Below are 18,939 nucleotides of genomic sequence, written 5' to 3' on the forward strand. Positions count from 1 at the left end.
ATATCAGGCAGCTGGTTTGACAAAGGAGCAAGTCTTTAGTCGCTTTACGGTAGATGGTAAGATTGCAGGCTTTTTTGCTGGTCAACAATCAACTATTTATCCTTACGGACTTGTGGTTCGGAAAGATATTCTTGATGAGCTAGGTCTGAAAGTTCCGCAAACTTTGGATGACTACGAAGCATTATTTAAAGCCTACAAGCAAAAATATCCGAACAAGTATCCAGTTTCAGCTAGAGGCAAAGATTACATTAACCAAGCGTTGTATTTTGTATTTGCCGCATACGGCGTGACATTCGATACATGGCAAATGAAGGACGGCAAGTTGGTCTACTCCGCATTTATTCCCGAATACCGCGAAGCATTAGCAACAGTAAACAAGTGGTATAAAGCAGGCTATATCAATCCGGAATTTGTTACAATGGACAACGCTGCACTCAATAATGAATTTATTAATGGAAATACGATTGTTCAACAATATGTAGCCTTAAACCAAAAAATTGCGCCGCCATTCGATCCAGGTTCCGTTTATGAACAAGTAGTCGGTAAAAACCCACAGGCGAAAATGGAGTTTGTTCCGATTCCGAAAGCTAAACCTAATCTGAAGCCAGTAATTGGATCCAATGAACTTATTTTGGCTCAACCTATGATATTCGGCAAACAATTGGAGAAAGATCCGGATAAATTGCATGCCGTTATGAGTACTATGGATAAGCTCAGAACCGATCAAGATCTTTCTATGATGGTGAGATATGGAATTGCAGGAAAGACATATGATATGGTGGATGGTCTGCCTGTCGTCAAGAAGGAATTGAATAATGCTGATGGTCAATTAAAAGAAGCTTTCGGTTTGATRGTGCCAGGCGGGGAGAACTGGGAATTTACGAAAACAGTTAGTCCGAAGATTTTCATCGACAATATAAAGAAATATGAAGAAGATGCGTCGGGGATCTATTCGAAAGCGAATGTTGACTGGAGTTTCACTCGCGTCAATGGTCCTTTGAAAACTCCGTCGGGCGAAGATTTGACTCCTAAAGTGAACAATAAGATGGCAGAGTTCAAAACAATGTTCGCAAGTGTGATTATCGGATCCAAATCGCTGGACGATTGGGACAAATTTATTGAACAGTTTAAGAAAGAACTTGGAAATGACATGACAGAAGCGGCAAACCGTTTGTATTTGAAGCAATGGCAATAAGATAAACAAAGTAGAGGGGACCGTCAGTCGCGGTCCCCTCTACTTTTATAGAAACCATAAGATAGAAATGAGGATGGAACATGCCAGCTGTTGATTATCCATTAGACAAGCTTCTCACGTATGAAGGGCGAAATCCTCGTCCTGATGATTTTGCTGCGTACTGGGAGCGCGCAATCGCTGAAATGAAGGCGATAGATCCCCAAATCGAGCTTATCCCAAGTGAATTTCAAGTACCATTTGCAGACTGCTTTGATCTATATTTCACAGGTGTTAAGGGAGCTCGCATATATGCGAAATATGTGCGTCCTAAGCAAATGACAGAGCCGCATCCTGCCATCGTGCAGTTTCATGGATACACAGGAAATTCAGGGGATTGGAACGATAAACTTTCTTACGCAGCACTGGGTTATTCCGTCTTCGCGATGGATTGCCGTGGTCAAGGCGGTAAGTCAGAGGACGTAGGCGGCGTCAAAGGGACAACAATAAGAGGACATATCGTTCGCGGACTTGATGATCATCCAGATCAACTGTTATTCCGTGATATTTTCTTGGATACAGCACAGCTAGCAGGTATCGCGATGAGCATGCCTGAGGTTGACCCAGCTCGTGTAGGTGCGATGGGAGGCTCACAAGGCGGAGCGTTGACGATTGCTTGTGCAGCATTAGAACCGCGTATTAAGAAGTTAGCGCCACTCTATCCTTTCCTATGTGACTATAAACGTGTATGGGAAATGGATTTGGCCAAGGATGCTTATCAAGAATTGAAGGACTTTTTCCGTCATCATGACCGCAGCATAAGCGTGAGGACGAGATATTCACACAGCTGGGATATATTGATATTCAATACTTAGCAGATCGCATTCAAGGTGACGTGATGATGGCGGTTACACTTATGGATACCGTATGTCCGCCTTCAACGCAATTCGCTGCTTACAATAAAATTAAATCCACTAAAAAGCTGGAAATCTTCCCTGATTTCGGGCATGAGAAATTACCGGTCTTCAATGATTTGACTTATCAATTTATGATGGATCTTTAATAAATATGAAACCACTCTTTCAGTTGATGCGAGTGGTTTTTTTGCGTTTTCTTTATGCACTTATAATTTGTTCAGTTTATTATTAGTTTCTTCATGTACGCGAATAAAGTTAGTTGTTACGATGAAGTTACCAAATCGAAAGGAGGAAACTGGAAAGTCCCTTTTGAAATAGATGAATTGGAAGCGGTTTCATTTGATTTCGTGTTGAACTAAACATTTAGAAATGGGGAAAGCTAATTATGAAAAAAATTCATTTTCTTCTGATTTTTGCTCTCATTTTTACCGTCACATTGACTTTATCTACAAATGTTAACCATGCATCTGCTGCTGTACAAACCACTCTTTATGTTTCACCTACCGGTGATGACAGCAATCCGGGTACGCAATCTCAACCATTCTTGACGCTACAGAAAGCACAAGCCGAAGTTCGCACACTGAACACCAATATGACGGGTGATATTGAAGTTATCCTTATGGGTGGAACTTATCAACTCGCATCCACATTAACATTCACTTCTGAGGATTCAGGAACGAATGGATATAATGTCATTTATAAAGCGGATACAGGAAGTACGCCTATCATAAGCGGCGGTACTCCGATTACAGGTTGGACACTTCATGATACAGGTTTGAATATATATAAAGCTTATGTAGGAACGACATTGGATACGAGACAAGTCTATGTCAATGGCCTCAGAGCAACTCGTGCCAAGAGTGCGAATAATCCAGGTTTTACAAAGACTAGCACAGGTTATACTGCCCCTTCTACAGGCACATACTCCACGATTGCCAGTTGGGGGAACGTAAGAAATATCGAAATTGTGGCTCAAAATAGCTGGCAACGTCATCGTATCGGAATCGATTCGATTAGCGGTACGAATATCACTATGAAAAATCCTGGATTTACAAATGTGCAGTCTAGGCTAACCAACGCTACTTGGATTGAAAATGCCTATGAATTATTGGATGCCGCAGGAGAATGGTACCTAAATCGCAGTGACGGCTATATGTATTATAAGCCACGTACTGGAGAAGACATGTCGACAGCGATAGCTATTGCAGCAACACTTGAGACATTAATTCAAGGGGATGGAACCCTGGATAACCCAGTACACAACATGAAGTTGGACGGTCTTACCTTCTCTTATAATACTTGGCTAATGCCAAATGGTAACTACGGATATCCGGATAATCAGGGAGGTGTTATTCTCCTTGATCCTGTAAATGGCAATTACCATAAACTAGTTACACCAGCTGGTGTAAGCTTTAGTGCGGCAAAGAATGTTACAGTTCAGAATTGTACATTTACACATATGGGCAATGCCGGATTAAGTTTCAATTATGGAAGTCAGGATAATACGATTGATCATAACAGCTTCACGGAACTATCAGGAAATGGCATTAATATCGGTGGCGTTGACCCTGATATTGACCATCATCCAACCGATTCACGTCTTATTGTGAAAAATAATGTTGTTTCTAATAATACAATAACGAATATAGGTGTAGAGTACGGAGACAACATAGGTATTTTTGTAGGATTTACAGAAGGTTCCGTTATTCGTCATAATACACTTTACGATCTTCCTTATACGGCAATCTCCGTGGGCTTCGGATGGGGCGCTGTAGATGAGTATGGACCAACAATAGCGAAAAATAATATCATTAGTCATAATTTAATTCATGATTATATGAAATCAATGAACGATGGCGGAGGCATCTATACACTTGGCGAACAGCGAGGGTCTCAAGTCTCCAACAATTACCTTTATGCTCAAAAAAATCAATATGCTTATATTTATCATGACAATGGAACAGATGGTTATTATACGACCAACAATGTTTTTAGYAATACGGGCACTGCTACTTCTAAATGGTACTTTGCCAGTAGACAATTCTCCGGTGCTTCAGAATATCTCAATGCTCACGATAATATTGCTCGTTATAATTATTATTCTGCAGGAATGAGTATAATGCAAGCAGATGGAAGCAACGTTGCATCAGATAATTATAGTGTCGCCAACAATGCGTGGGATGCTACAGCACAAGCGATTATTGATAACGCTGGGGTCGATGGCGGAGATGGACCCGCACCGATTAGTAGATACCAATMCATGTATACATTGGATGGATTTGAGAATGGATTCGGAAACTGGGTGAATGCAAATGGTACTCCTTCGACGAGCACAACAACCGTGCATGCAGGCAGCAACAGTTATGCATTGAATCAGGATCAGGATGCTATTTATCAAAGCTTTAGTACCTCTCAGAATAAAATCGTTTCTATGTGGTTTTACGATGATGCTTCTGTGACGAACATGCTCGTTGCCGGATTTGTCAATGACGGTGTATCCAACCGAGCGATTGAAGTTTACACAGGGAACTCCGCGACCAAATATTCCTATCGTATAGATGGTACTCATTATACGTCGAATGTTAACCGTACCACCGGATGGCATAAGTTTACTTGGGACTACACTTCTGGTACTAAAGTGGATATGTATATCGATAGTAATTTAATAGCTTCACCGACTGGATTGACAAGCTTTAACAAGATCACTATAGGAGATCTGTGGGCAGAGGGGGTAACAGCTACAGCAGCCAAGTTTGATGATGTTGAGATTACGGATACGCTCAACCTCCCGCCAGTACCACCAACATTCTCAGACGGATTTGAAACGGGATTAGCCAATTGGACTACGGCGAATGGCACAGCATCAATCAGCACGGCACAAGCCCATTCCGGCAGCAGCAGCTACATAACTAATGAAGATCAGGATGCGATACAGCGAATCTTCTCGACATCGTACAATAAGGTAGCTACCGTGTGGTTCTATGATAATGCTTCATCAACCACTATGCAGGCGGGTGCTTTTGTAGACGATTCAACCAACATTCGAGGTATACTAGTCAGTGCTACTGCCTCTACGACGAAATATTCATATCGAGTAGGAGCTACCGTTACCGCATCCAATATTACCCGAACGACTGGTTGGCATGAGTTCAAGTGGGATTATACGTCAGGTACGAAAGTAGATATGTATATCGACGGAGTCCTCGTCGCATCACCAACAGGATTAACCAATTTTAACAAGATTAAATTGGGAGATTTATGGGCTGGAAATGGAAATACCTACAACGTGTATTTCGACGATATCATTATTCAATAATTCTAAGTTTTGAGTTGCGGAAAGTAAGAATTGGATAAAATGCCAGCTACGAGTCATAGACTTGTAGCTGGCATTTTTGTTGCCATAGTAGGTTCGAATGTACGCGCATACATATTTCTTGTGGTACTTATAATTTGTTCAGTTTATTCATAGTTTCTTCATTCACACGAGTATCAGGAGGTTGTTACAATGTTACCAATTAGTAAGACATGAAAGGGGTTATTCGTTTGACATCAAAGAAGAGAACAGAGATTAAGATTGCCAAGCTGCATCCGGATCAGATAGAGCAATATGAACAACTGCATACAAATATGCCAGCAGAAATGGATCAGGTACTAAGAGAGAGGTTTACCTTGATCCGATTATTTCGAGTAGGTACAGATTTGGTTATGATTCAGGATATTGATCCTGGTTTGGAGAAGAAGGACCGAACGTTCGACGAGGCTATCGTAAGTGAGTGGAACAGACTGGTAGGAAATTGGAGAGATGTCACAGAAATCTATACGCTAACAGCTGAATGAAGAACTGGAGAAGGCGAAAATGAAATATGTATGTAATCCTATCAATATGGCATACAAGTATCAGTTTATTCACGAAAAGGGGCTCCTGAGTATCTCCAGAGAAGCAGCGGACCCATCTATGATCCTGTTTCATGGGAAGTATTACCTTTTTCCTTCGATGACAGCTGGATTCCTTACAAGTGAAGATCTCGTGGATTGGGAATACCATTACTTGGAAAATGCGTCGATTTATGACTATGCACCGGATGTACGGGTAATAGGTGAATACATTTATTTTTCCGCATCTAATGCTGGAAAAAACTGTTCATTTTATAGGACAAAAGATCCAATTCRAGGTGAATTTGAAGAGATAACAGGGGAGTTCCCTTTCTGGGATCCTAATGTGTTCGTTGATGATGATGGCAAAGTTTATTTCTACTGGGGATGTTCCAACCAAAAGCCTATTTATGGGATTGAACTGAACCCGAAAGATATGAAACGAAAAGGTAAGCCGGTTGAACTTATTTTTGGCAATCCGACCCAACATGGCTATGAAAGAAACGGTGAAAATCATCAAATAACTCCGGAACAAATTGAGGGATTAGTTCAACCCTATATAAGAAGTACGCCAAACATGACCGAGGAAATGCTGAATAAGTTAAGGCTTGATTTTGGCCCTGATCCGTGGATCGAGGGGGCGTGGATGGATAAATATAATGGCAAATACTATTTACAGTATTCCAGCCCTGCAACGCTATATAATGTGTACTCGGATGGCGTGTATATATCCGACAACCCGCTGGGACCTTTTACGTTAGCTAAAAATAACCCTTACTCCTATAAGCCAGGTGGATTTATTCCCGGTGCAGGACATGGGTCCACGATGAAGGACAAGTTCGGGAATTTTTGGCATACTTCATCCATGAGAATCAGTGTAAATCACAATTTTGAAAGACGTTTGGGACTGTGGCCTGCTGGCTTTGATAATGACGGGGAATTATTCTGTAATCAACGATATGGCGATTGGCCGATGGAGATCGAACAGGCAACGATGAACCCATGGAGCAATCCAGCGTGGATGCTTCTCTCCTATGGCAAACCGGCCCATGCGTCTTCCAATGAAGAAGGAAAAGATGCTTCGAATGCTACGAATGAAAATGTTCAGACGTGGTGGAAAGCAGCATCCAATGTGCCAGGAGAGTGGCTTGAGGTTGATCTGAAGCAAGTATGTGATGTACATGCCGTACAAATAAATTTTGCGGATGATCAGATGAACGGCGTTCCACTTCCGGAGGGAGTCACTCTCAAGGAAGGAGCGAACAGATACATTGACGAGCGGAAGCATGTTACCAGGTGGCACTTGGAGGGATCGGTAGACGGAACGGAGTACTTCGTCATTGAAGATAAATCAGAAGTAGATACCGATTTGCCGCATGATCTTGTAGTCAAAGAATTCGGGGTAAAAGCGCGGTACATCAGATGCACCGTTAAGGAACTCCCACATAACCAGCATGCCTGTATTTCCGGGTTGAGAGTGTTTGGAATAGGTACAGGTGAACTGCCCGATAAGGTAACCGATGTCCAATTAAGACTCTTAAGCGAGCTTGATCTTTCTGTAACATGGGAGAGCGATGACGCTGTCGGATACAATGTACTTTGGGGCTTCGCGCCGGATAAATTGTATCACAGCTATATGGTTCTTGGGAGTAAGAACATAGTTATAGGTGCATTGATTAAAGACCAGCCTGTATATGTCAGAGTGGATGCTTTTAATGAAATAGGAATATCCGAAGGCGAAGTTTATAAAGTTAGAGAGTAATAGACAAAGGGAGGATCTATATGTCAGTAAAAGTTGCTTTGGTCACCGGAGGCGCCTCGGGCATTGGAAGAGCCATATCCATACGATTGGCCGATGAAGGATATACAGTTGTTATTGCAGACCGAAATTCTATGTTACTTGATGAAGTCGAAGGGATTATAACTAGAAACTTCGGTCGCTGTTATAAACAGCAGATTGATGTAACGAATGAAGAGGCTCTCAATCAACTTTTTCAGAATTGGGAAGCCAACTACGGAAGACTAGATGTTCTTGTTAATAACGCTGCCATGAGCAAGCCTCAACCGCTGGTTGGCACCGACCCTGAATTATGGGATGCCATTATGGATGTAAATCTAAAAGGGGTATACTTATTATGCCGACTTGCCTACCCTCTGTTGAAAGTCAACTGTGGCAATGTCATAAATATATCATCCATTCAGGCTCAAAGTCTCGCAGAAGGGAATGCAGCCTACGGCATTTCTAAAGCAGGAGTCAATTACCTTACACGAGTACTTGCCAAAGAATGGCTTAAGGATCGAATCCGCGTAAATGCGGTTCTTCCGGCTGGTGTAGACACACCTTTGTTCCGCGAAGTAGCGGGTGTGAACACCGAAGAAGCCTTGCGAAAGCTAGAGGCTAGCATCGAAGCAGGGGCAATTCAAACATCCGAGCAAATTGCCGGTGTTGTTTCCTTACTTTTAAGACCAGAAGCATCAATAATAACGGGCACGTGCCTCGTAGCAGATGGCGGCAGCCAATTAAGATAATGGAGGAAAGTCGATATGAAAATTACTGACGTGAAAATTTACCTGCGCAATCAAGAAAAGGATAGCAGGAGGTTCGGCTGGCGCGATGGTTTAGCAGGACCTGAAGTTTATGGCAATACCAGCAATGCGGTACTTCGAATTATGACCGATGAGGGTATTGATGGCTTCGCAACCTACAGCAATGCGGATTATCTCGTTTATATTGCAAAAAAGTACTTTAAAGATCTGCTAATCGGAGCAGACCCTTTGCAAAAAGAACTGCTTTATCATAAAATTTGGGAGATCGACCGTCTGGATTATTTACCGCTCCCTTTCTTCGGACTTGTTGATATCGCTTTGTGGGACATTACATCTAAAAAAGCACAACTTCCATTGTACCAACTTCTCGGTGGATTCCGGGAAAAAGCGATGGCGTATGCCAGTACGGCCACATACAAAACCATTGAGGAATTTATGGATGTTGCTGATCAATGTCTGGAAAGAGGCTATAAGGGGATCAAATTGCATGCATGGGGTGATGCACGTAGAGATGCTGAGCTGTGCCAAGCTTTGAGGAACAAGGTAGGTAAAGATATTATTTTGATGTATGACGGCTCCGCCGGATTTGATTACCTGGATGCATTATACCTCGGCAAAGCTTTGGAAGAGGCAGATTATCATTGGTACGAAGAGCCGATGCGCGAGTATAGCATTTATGCGTATAGCAAGCTGGCAGAGAAATTGTCCATACCGCTTCTTGTAGCAGAGACTTCACCTGGAAGCTTCTATAATTCGGCGGATTTCGTGCATTTTGGTAAAGGCGACATGGTTCGTGTAAGTCCAGGGTTAAAAGGCGGTGTCACAGGAGCGATGAAAATTGCCCACATGGCCGAATCCTTTAATCTTCGTGCGGAAGTACACGGCGGCGGAGAACTGTGCATGCAGATGATCGCGGCAATCAGAAACACATCGATGTATGAAGCATTCATTTGGGACAATCCGATTAATGACTGCCCAGAAGTTGATGCGAACGGATTCGTTCATGTGTCCAAGAAGCCGGGATTGTCGGGCCATATTGATATCGAAAAGGTTGAGAAAGAAGCATATGCTACGTTCTCTGTATTGGATTTCTAATGAAGAGAACAGAGATTAAGATTGCCAAACTGCATGCTGATCAGATCGAACAATATGAACAACTGCATCGGAATATTCCGGCAGAGATCGAAAAACATCTCAGTGAGAGAGGTTTCACCTCGATTCGAATTTTTCGAATAGGTACAGATTTGGTTATGATCATGGACATTGATCCCGATACGGAGAAGAAGGACCGAGTGATCGACGAGGTTATCGTTAGCGAATGGAACAGGCTGACTGGAGATTGCTTCGCAGCGGTTTGGAAAGATGCGACTGAAATTTACAGTCTATCAAAAAATTAGGTTGGGATGAATAGTCTTTCTCGCGCAGCAGATGCTCGCGGGAAAGACATTTTCATTTACCGGAAGCAGCTTTAATGAAAAAAATGAAAGAAGGAAGCTAATATGCAAACATTACATGATTATTGTACTCGTAACGGTTTAACGCGTATCGCACATCAATTAGCTAATGGCCATCAAGCGACTGTCGCTTTTATAGGTGGATCGGTTACAGCGGGGGAAGGTGCTTCAGATTTAGAATCTACAAGCTATCGAGCATTGACATACCGATATCTAGAACACCGATTTCCAGAGGTGGCGTTCACTTTCATCAACGCAGCGATCGGAGGAACCAACTCAACCTACGGGGCGTTTCGGTTGGAGGAGCATGTGCTCAATCATGGTGCTGTCGATCTCCTTTTTGTCGAGTTTGCCGTAAATGACGCTGGAAACCGAACCGAGTCTATGCGAGCAATGGAAGGCATCGTTCGTCATGCCAAGCGAAGCAATCCGCAAATGGACATTTGTTTTATTTATACTGCGCGGCGGTCGGGCTCCGAAAGCTATTCAGCCAATCGAAGGCTGCAGGACAATATTTATAACCACGAAGAAGTCGCTGAATATTATCGACTCCCATCCGTAAACATTGCCGGTGCCATGTATAACAAGATCCTAACAAAAGAGCTGAAATGGGAAGATATTAGCGGTGATGAAGTGCATCCGAATGATTTGGGTTATCGATTGTATGCAAGGGTTATGGAAGATTTCTTGGAAAAAGCGCTATTCGTACCCAATGAGAAGTACGAAGATCAACTTGCACTACCTTCTGCGCTAGATTCGTTATGTTATGAGAATGGCAAGCAATTGTCACCTTTAATAGCTCATGCGAGTGCCAATTGGCGAATGATTGAAGGTTGGACAACCGAGAAACTCTTTAACTGGGCGCCTACTGCAGACATCTTTGTTGGGGAAACACCCGGGGATGAGTTTCAATTCAGCTTTACCGGAACTGAGGTAGGCATCTCCATGTTGGCCGGATTGGACACCGGAGACATTGAGGTTTCAATTGATGGAGGAGCATTTCGAACCATACCACTTTTTGATCGATACTGCTTGATGTTTTATCGACCCATCATGGTCATATTTGCCGGGCAGCTTGATCGTTGCACACATACCGTAAACATTCGCATTTCCAGTGAGAAGAACGAAATGAGCAGTGGGCATGTGATTCGTATTTTGAAGCTGTTAGTAAATGAATGATACTTCTATATACAGGACAGGAGTAGGATTCTAGTGAAACAACTTCTAGGATATCAATTATGGACACATTTCGGTTAATCTAAGCCATTGTTCACAAGTCATGTTCGCAGTAAGCTATATGAAAAAGTAAATACAACATAATAGGACGTGAGAAATTTGATTCCTTATTTGACAAAAGAACAACCGTTGACGATATCCATGTGGGACTTTTCTTGGCTGAAGGGGAACCATCCTGGCGGTGCATACGAGGATTTGGCCAGATGTGTAGAAGAAGCCAAAATTCGCGGATATAACACTTTGCGGATCGATTGCTTTCCAAATCTTATCCTGCAGGAATCTGTAAATTTTAAGACGAACTGGGATCCAAGGACGGATCTTCCCCAATGGGGACAGACGGCGGTCGACTTTTCCTGCAACGTACTTGAACGGCTTTCAACACTTGCGGAATTATGCCGTAAAAACGGGATCTGGTTAGGTTTGGATGCATGGGATAAAGCAAGCATGATCGGCCATTACAATATTATAGAACCGCAGGATGAAGAGAAAACATTTGTGAGTTATTCCGAAACTTGGGTACAGGCTCTACGCTTGATGAGGGAAGAAGGAATATTGGAACGGGCAGTATGGGTCGCCCCGATGAACGAAGTACCTCATTATTGCTGTGGAAAAGTTAGATCTATTATGGATTTGGAGCAGCGAATTAGAACAGAAGGCGAGGTTATTCTTGAAATAAATGCGGAATTGGATCAGGCATACCAGCGCGTCAACCATTGGATGGGAGAAGCAATCAAGAATGAAATTGGGCGCGACGGTATCCCTTTGTGCTACTCCTCATTAGGGGCCGAGCCGTATGCCAACAGATTAACGGATATTTACGACGTAGCAGATGTTCATTATATGCCGTCTGTGGTTATGGACGCTAGCGACGAGGAAGCCTTCGAACAGACCGGAAAGGGAGCCTCACGCTTCTCCAATTTCCTACAATTAAACACATATGACTTGAAAAGATATTCGGAAGTTTGGGAAACAGCTTGCCGAAAGAATTATGGTATAATGCTGGAAGGCGTGCGAACTTACCATGAAAATGCGTTGAAGCACTTGACCCTTGATTCTGGTAAAGAATTATGTCCGATTATTACAGAATCCTTTGGACCATGTTATTTCCCTGATCATCCGGATATGAGCTGGGACTGGTACAAAATATATAATGCAGATGCAGCTAAAACAATAGCTAAGCTTCCGTTTGCAGGGACTAGCCTGTCTAATTTTGCGGAACCGCAATACCGTTTATGGCAGGACGAGGAATGGCACAGGACGACCAACCTGTTTCTTCAGAATTCATATTAAACCTGACGATTTAATCCGCACATAAAAAGCAAAGGGTGATATTATGCTCAGCACATTAACGCTCCGCGAATTGAAGAATGCTCTGGAGCAATCAAAGCCGGAAGCGTGCAAGCTGTTTCCAGAAGCTGCATCCACCGAACGGTGGATGCAAATTAGAAAGGATGAACGCTATTCATCGTTCTGGGAAGGGCTTGAGGAACAGGCTGCACGTATCCAGGGAAGTCCAGCTCATCTACCTCAATTTTCCGATTATATCGTATTCAGTGAGACGGGTGACAACATTAACTTTGAGAATATACGTAATCAGCTGTACGCGGGGCTGCACACTTTCAGCTTGCTTGCAATGACAGATGACCGTCCAGAATGGAAGACAGGGCTGGAGAATGCGATTTGGTCCGTGTGCAATGAATATTCATGGGTACCGCCAGTACATGCTGGGTTGTATGTGAATGAATATCCGAAGGGAATTTGGGATCAACCGATACCGCCACGTGAAACGGTCGATCTACAGGCAGCTGGAATCGGATTTGCACTGGCTGAAATTATCTCCCATGTAGGACACCGTCTGCATCCTTGGGTAGTCTTCCGAGCAAAGGAGGAGATCGAGCGCCGCATCTTTCAGGTTTACTTCYATGATCCAGTTCCGCAAAACTGGGAGTTGAAAACGAATAACTGGCCGGCGGTTTGCTCAGCCAACATCGGGTCGGCAGCGATTTATTTAACGCAGGATAGCGAACGGCTGGCGGGTATGCTATGGCGGGTAATTGGCGCTTTACGCCAATATATATCTGGATTTGACGAGGAAGGAGCAACCCCAGAAGGTCCGGTATACTGGCAGTATGGATTTTCGCGCCTTGTCTATTTTGCCGAATTGCTGAAGGAGCGCACTGGCGGACGCATCAACCTGCTTGCTGAACCGAAAATAGAGAAGATTGCGAAATTCCCGCATTACTGCATGCTGTCGAACGGCAAGGTGGTCAATTTCTCCGACGCTGCAGAAGAAATTCGTTTCCATACCGGGCTTTTCCATCGTTTGCACCAACATTTCCCCTCCCTTTCTTTACCGCCGGAAGCGTACCAACAAGCCAACCAATTCAAGGATTTATGGATCGATGCGTCAAGACTAATGCTTTGGTCGTCGGATCAACCGGCTGCTGAAGCAACTGTCGCTGCCGATGCGAAAGAAAGGGTGGAAGAGCGGATTTTCGCAGGAAATCAGTGGGTAATATCGAAGGTGCGGCAGTCAGATGGAAGCTTGGCCGCATTTGCAGCGAAGGGCGGGCATAACCAAGAACCGCACAACCATAACGATTTGGGGCATTTCATTTTGCATGCAGGCGGAATTAATGTGCTCGCTGATATTGGAATTGGTGTGTATACAAGACAGTATTTTCAGCCAGAACATCGGTACGAAATGATTCAACCAGGTTCTCATGGACATTCTGTGCCGATTATTAACGGTTGCAGACAAGGCTTTGGCCAAACGTACAGGGCAGAAATCGTAAATCAAGACATAACCGATGACGAGATGCATTTTGAACTGGATTTATCGGAAGCGTACGAGTGCCCCTCTTTACAGCGATTTACTCGTAAGTTCCTATGGCGTCGTCCGGTGAACGAAAACTCGCAGCTTATTCTGACAGATCAAGTAGCCTTACATGAACCTGCTTTCTCTTTCCAAGAAGTATTCATTTGCGGTATTGAGCCGCAGCAGAATGGACCGGGCCAAATTTCGATTGGTGCGGTATCGATGACGTTTGAAGCGAACGAGTGGCATGTTGCTGTGGAAGAACAATTGACGGTTGCGCATCCTGACATCGAAAGAACATTCTATCGTCTGCTGTTAACACGTAAAGAAATGAGCGAGTCCATTGAATGTCAGTTCCGATTTGATCTTACATAACGATGTGACAATGATACTAAGTAATGAAGCTGGATCATGGATTTAGCTTCTTTTTTTTATAGAGAAAAGGAAGTGATCATGATAGAGTATACGACATTTGGCAAAACGGCGTATGAAAATACGATTCGTCCCGTTGAAGAAAGTCTAACACGTCTTGGAACAGACTATCTGGATCTGATTCAAATGCATGAATTGTAAGAGCAAAACTCGGAAATGGGGATGAATGAAACCATTCCTGCCTTTCTTAAACTAAAGGAACAGGGGAAAGTGCGAGCTATAGGGGTCAATGCCTTTAATCCGTCGCTGTTGCTGCCTTTTATTAAGTCTGGGTATATCGATTCGATTCAAAACGTTCTGCCGCTATATGCTCAACCCATTTTTGCCAAGCTATGAGTATATTCCAGATGGAGAGCCGTATGTCTTGCGCCTATTGACAAAATTTATGATTGGCGTTTGGATGGTGTGATCTATCGTAAAACGCAAGATCCTTTAAATGTAGACGGTGCCAGATGTTTATATGCACCAAGATGCCGCGAGAGAAACGGCAGCTTAATTACGTTAGCAGGTATAATTTGTGCTGATTATTAATAGTTTCTTCATTTACGCGAATACAAGAAGGTTGCTACTATAAAATTAATATTATTTCATGACGTCCAATAAAGGATCCGCAGGGGAAAAGCTGGAGATCACAACGACAACATACTACCTGAGCAGTGCAAAGGGAGTGGTGATAGGATGGAAAAGAATACCTACTACATTGCAGTTAATGGCAATGATGGCAATTCGGGGACAAAGGAGTCGCCGTTCGCTACGTTAGAAGGCGCAAGAGATGCGATACGGATTCTGAAGAATTCTTCTAGTCTTCCGGAAGGTGGCATTACCGTCTTCATCCGGGGCGGCGTATACCAGTTAGTAAAAACATTTCTACTGGAGGAATGTGACTCCGGGACTCCGGAGAAGGCGATCGTGTACTCGGCTTACAGAGATGAAGACGTTCGTATTATAGGAGGCATCGACTTGCCTGCGGAACGCTTAGGTCCTGTTACTGACCCTGAAATTCTTGGCCGCTTGAGCGAGCAAGCGAGAGAACAGATTGTGCAAATCGATTTGAAGGAACTTGGGGTTACCGACTATGGACGGATCGAGCAAGTTGGTTACGGATTTCCTTTTTCTGTTGCAACTCCGGAACTATTTGTAAATAGTACGACGATGGCTCTTGCTCGCTATCCTAGCAATGGTTACGTAAAAATAGAACATGTCGTCGATCCCGGTGGTAATCCGCGACTGTTCGATCAGGATGCTGAGCGTTTGGTCGAAGAACAGTTGAAAGGCGCGATACTCACAATAACAGATCCTCGACCGTTCGGTTGGAAAAACACAGGTGATCTGTGGATGCATGGATACTGGTTTTGGGATTGGGCAGACGCAAATTTACGGATTGCTTCGCTTGATGCGGCCAAAGGGCAGCTGCATACCGAGCAAGCAAGTCATTATTCAGTTCGCGATGGCCAGCGGTATTTTTATTACAATGTATTGGAAGAACTTGATACGCCTGGCGAATGGTATTTGGACCGGGAGAGCGGCATTGTTTATTTTTACCCGCCAACCCCAATTACAGAAGACTGTCGTGTTCAACTCTCTTTATTTGACGATACACTTGTTCGCTTGGATGGGGTCTCTCATGTTACTTTTCGTAAGCTTACGTTGGAAGTATCACGAGGAGCGGGCGTTCATATCAAGGGTGGCTCACATAATTTAATTGCCGGATGCACATTGTGCAAGTTAGGCGGTTTTGCCGTCGTAATAGGCGAGGATACCCAAACCGGTGCGAATGCCGGAACCGATCACCGCGTGCTGAGCTGCACCATTTACGACACAGGAATCGGAGGCATATTTTTGGGTGGAGGTGACCGTACGACACTTACACCGGGGCGAAATGAAGCGCTGAATAACGAAATTTTCAAATACAGCCGTTTAAAGCGGACATACAGTCCGGCCATTCAGCTACATGGCGTCGGTAATATCGCAGCGCATAATGAGATTCATGACGCGCCACACTTAGGTATTTTTTTCCATGGGAACGACCATTTGATCGAATTCAACAATATTTACAGCGTGTTGACGGAAACGGGCGACGCTGGTGCTATCTATACGGGGCGTGACTGGTCGGAGCAGGGAAACGTGATTCGGTTCAATCACATCCACCATATCAATAACGATAGTTCGGGGGGACAGGTTGGTGTTTACCTAGATGATATGGCTTCAGGAGTGACAATTTTGGGGAATATTTTCCTAGATGTCGATATCCCGTTCGTTGTTGGTGGAGGTCGGAATAATTCGATAACGAACAACTTGATAATTAATTGTCGAAGGTCGGTATATATTGACGATCGCGGAAAGACGGGCAGTTGGGCATCTTATCTTGTTGAAGATGGGACTATGCAGCAAAGGCTCGAAGAGGTGCCTTATCAAGTAGAGCCGTGGCGAAGCAAGTATCCGCACTTGCTGACGATTTTGCAGGATGAGCCGGGAACGCCAAAGTATAACACGGTGGCTAGAAACATTTTGTACCGGACAGGCATGATACCATATAAGAATCATCTTGCTAGCGATGATATATTGACGATTGCCCCTGCAGTTCGTGAGCACGGAACGATTGAGATGAACTATGAGATTCTTGGCAATTTGTCAAAGCTAGTTTCGTACTTCGAGTTAATCCCGTTTGGCAAGATCGGTCGGTTTGAGGATGAATTTGGCAAAGGCAAAGTTGTCACATAAATTAGAAGATTATTTTGGGTTCCGTTTTGAAATTTCGGAGGTATAGAGAGGACTAAATGGCATGAACCACTTTTTTGTTGCGCTTGACGGAAATGATTTGAACGATGGCATGATGAATACGCCATTTGCCACATTCGAAAGGGCAAGAGATGCTATTAGAGTTATGAAACAGACTACGGGTCTGCCTTCCGAGGGTATTACTATTCAAGTGCGGGGCGGAGTTTACCGTTTAGACAATTCGTTTCAATTGAACGAGCAGGATTCCGGCACAGAAGACTCACCCATTGTATACAAGGCATATCAAGATGAAACTGTCTGTTTGATGGGAGGGTTCGATCTGACGGAGTCGGATTTTGAGCCGGTTGTTGACGAAGCTGTCCGAAATAGAATTCCACTAGAAGCAAGATCGAAAGTCCTGCAGTACGATTTGAAAAAGCAGGGAATCACCGATTACGGAGACATCAAGCATTCCGGATTCGGTTTACCTAGCGTCGATTCGATGCCTGAGTTGTTTTTTAATGGAAATGCCATGACGTTGGCCCGTTGGCCCAACGAAGGATATGCAATGACGGGGGAAATTAAAGATACGGGGACTATTCCCAGAGATTATGCATTGGATGTTCCTACGACCAGTCCGAATTATGTTCCACCGGATCAACGGGATAACCCCCTTCGGGGTCTTACGTTCAGTTTCCAAGAAGATCGCCCGGATCGATGGGTGAACGCCAAGGATGTATGGCTGTTTGGATATTGGTACCATGACTGGGCGGATGGCATTCTCCAGATTGAATCTATTGATACCGAGGCAAAATGCATCAAGACCAAGCAACCAAGTTGGTATGGGGTAAAAAGCGGTCAGCGGTATTACGCCTTTAATCTACTGGAAGAATTGGATGTGCCAGGGGAGTGGTATTTGGACAGGGAGCATGGGATCTTGTATTTCTACCCACCATCTCAAATGGAAAGAAGCACCGTTCAGCTTTCAATAATGAAAGAACCGCTTATATGCATGAACAACGTTTCAAATGTAACTCTTCAAGGATTGGTGTTGGAAGTGAGTCGTGGTGACGGAGTGAAGATCCTGGGAGGATCCTGCAACCGTATTATGAAATGTGTGCTTAGAAAACTTGGACAAAGTGGAGTAGTTATTGGCAACTATAAAAGTGAAGATCCAAATGTAGGCGGAACAKGGCATCAAATTGTAGGCTGCGAGATTTATGATACGGGTACAGGTGGGATTGCACTGAGTGGCGGGGACAGGAAAAGCCTTACACCTGGCGGTCATATCGCCGAAAATAACCACATATATCGCTATTCCCGAATCAAAAGGACGTATTCTGAAGCAATCAAGATGTATGGGGTTGGCCATAGGGCAAGCCATAACCGAATTCATGATGCACCTCATGCAGCCATTATGTATTGGGGCAATGACCATATCATCGAATATAATGAAATTTTTAATGTTGTTCTCGAAACAGATGATGCTGCTGCCATCTATGCGGGACGAGATTGGACATACCGTGGGAATGTCATAAGGTATAATTTTATTCACCATGTTGGCGGATTTGAGGGCAGTGTAGGCGCTTTCGGGGTTTATATGGACGATGCAGTAAGCAGCACGGAAATCTATGGGAATGTTTTCTACAAAGTTTGGCAGGCTTTTCATATGGGGGGAGGCAGGGACTATCTCATCGCCAATAACCTAATCTTAGAAGGAAACGAGTCGGTCAGCTTCGATGATCGTGCTCTCCGTGAGTGGTTCAAAGATCA

The 18,939-nt window shown here is 43.9% G+C and carries 14 protein-coding genes and 1 pseudogene; all 15 read left to right on the forward strand.

All coding sequences use genetic code 11. The features are described 5' to 3' along the window. Positions 1-1,195 (forward strand): extracellular solute-binding protein (locus AC1DVJ_RS26760; RefSeq protein WP_477595156.1); only part of this gene is annotated, 1,195 nt, incomplete at its 5' end. 80 nt (positions 1,196-1,275) lie between these two features. Then, positions 1,276-2,234: pseudogene (locus AC1DVJ_RS26765) on the forward strand (acetylxylan esterase). 239 nt (positions 2,235-2,473) lie between these two features. Next, positions 2,474-5,404: a right-handed parallel beta-helix repeat-containing protein gene (locus AC1DVJ_RS26770; protein WP_477595158.1), complete on the forward strand. Its 2,931-nt coding sequence runs from the start codon at positions 2,474-2,476 to the stop codon at positions 5,402-5,404. 227 nt (positions 5,405-5,631) lie between these two features. Further along, positions 5,632-5,925, forward strand: a complete 294-nt coding sequence (locus AC1DVJ_RS26775; protein WP_477595160.1) for an L-rhamnose mutarotase — start codon at positions 5,632-5,634, stop codon at positions 5,923-5,925. Between the two features lie 46 nt (positions 5,926-5,971). Next, entirely contained in the window at positions 5,972-7,723 is a 1,752-nt protein-coding gene (locus tag AC1DVJ_RS26780; RefSeq protein WP_477595162.1) for a family 43 glycosylhydrolase, read from the forward strand. Positions 7,724-7,743: 20 nt separating this feature from the next. After that, positions 7,744-8,490: an SDR family NAD(P)-dependent oxidoreductase gene (locus AC1DVJ_RS26785; protein ID WP_477595164.1), complete on the forward strand. Its 747-nt coding sequence runs from the start codon at positions 7,744-7,746 to the stop codon at positions 8,488-8,490. A 15-nt stretch (positions 8,491-8,505) separates the two neighbouring features. Then, on the forward strand, positions 8,506-9,603 hold the full coding sequence (locus AC1DVJ_RS26790; RefSeq protein ID WP_477595166.1) for an enolase C-terminal domain-like protein: 1,098 nt from the start codon (positions 8,506-8,508) through the stop codon (positions 9,601-9,603). Further along, positions 9,603-9,905, forward strand: a complete 303-nt coding sequence (locus tag AC1DVJ_RS26795) for an L-rhamnose mutarotase (protein ID WP_477595168.1) — start codon at positions 9,603-9,605, stop codon at positions 9,903-9,905. Before AC1DVJ_RS26790 ends, AC1DVJ_RS26795 begins: the two co-directional genes overlap by 1 nt. A gap of 102 nt (positions 9,906-10,007) precedes the next feature. Continuing rightward, positions 10,008-11,141 carry an SGNH/GDSL hydrolase family protein gene (locus AC1DVJ_RS26800; protein ID WP_477595170.1) on the forward strand — a complete coding sequence of 378 codons (1,134 nt, stop codon included), beginning with the start codon at positions 10,008-10,010 and terminating at the stop codon, positions 11,139-11,141. Between the two features lie 168 nt (positions 11,142-11,309). Continuing rightward, the gene (locus AC1DVJ_RS26805) at positions 11,310-12,488 is read left to right on the forward strand and encodes a cellulase-like family protein (protein WP_477595172.1); all 1,179 of its coding nucleotides are present in this window, start codon (positions 11,310-11,312) and stop codon (positions 12,486-12,488) included. A gap of 43 nt (positions 12,489-12,531) precedes the next feature. Then, entirely contained in the window at positions 12,532-14,391 is a 1,860-nt protein-coding gene (locus AC1DVJ_RS26810; RefSeq protein ID WP_477595174.1) for a heparinase II/III domain-containing protein, read from the forward strand. Positions 14,392-14,427: 36 nt separating this feature from the next. Further along, complete coding sequence (locus AC1DVJ_RS26815; RefSeq protein WP_477595176.1) at positions 14,428-14,589, forward strand: hypothetical protein; 162 nt, start codon at positions 14,428-14,430, stop codon at positions 14,587-14,589. Positions 14,590-14,604: 15 nt separating this feature from the next. Next, a complete protein-coding gene (locus tag AC1DVJ_RS26820) occupies positions 14,605-14,784 on the forward strand; it encodes a hypothetical protein (protein WP_477595178.1) in 180 nt (59 codons plus the stop codon). Positions 14,785-15,126: 342 nt separating this feature from the next. Next, complete coding sequence (locus AC1DVJ_RS26825) at positions 15,127-17,169, forward strand: right-handed parallel beta-helix repeat-containing protein (protein WP_477595180.1); 2,043 nt, start codon at positions 15,127-15,129, stop codon at positions 17,167-17,169. A 61-nt stretch (positions 17,170-17,230) separates the two neighbouring features. Continuing rightward, on the forward strand, positions 17,231-18,939 hold a 1,709-nt coding region (locus AC1DVJ_RS26830; protein ID WP_477595182.1), incomplete at its 3' end, for a right-handed parallel beta-helix repeat-containing protein.

Source organism: Paenibacillus sp. P4_A9, from assembly GCF_056402415.1.